This is a genomic window from Vibrio sp. L85 (assembly GCF_963871815.1).
In the GTDB taxonomy this organism is placed as follows: Bacteria; Pseudomonadota; Gammaproteobacteria; order Enterobacterales; family Vibrionaceae; genus Vibrio; species Vibrio harveyi.
On record NZ_CAWMYL010000072.1, the window covers coordinates 1 to 336 of the forward strand.

The window sequence follows — 336 nt, forward strand, 5'->3', positions numbered from 1 at the left end:
CAAGGTAGCGCTAGGGGAACCTGGCGCTGGATCACCTCCTTATACGATACGGATAGTTTGCTTTCACTTTTAAAAAGTGAAGACAAATGAGTCACGATGAGTGTCCACACAGATTGATATGGTTTAGATTTCAGAGCAAAGATTGGTTCTGCATAAAATGCTGAAGCGATTTATGTGGGGCTATAGCTCAGCTGGGAGAGCGCTTCGCTGGCAGCGAAGAGGTCATCGGTTCGATCCCGATTAGCTCCACCACTAGCTACATTGTTTTGTATTTTGCAAAGCATTCTACAGTGTCCCGTTCGTCTAGAGGCCTAGGACACCGCCCTTTCACGGCGG

Annotated in this window: 1 tRNA gene; it reads left to right on the forward strand. The window is 47.9% G+C overall.

The features are described from left to right. Positions 1 to 176: 176 nt before the first annotated feature. Positions 177 to 252: transfer RNA gene (locus tag AACR11_RS08585), tRNA-Ala, on the forward strand. The last annotated feature ends 84 nt before the right edge of the window (positions 253 to 336 follow it).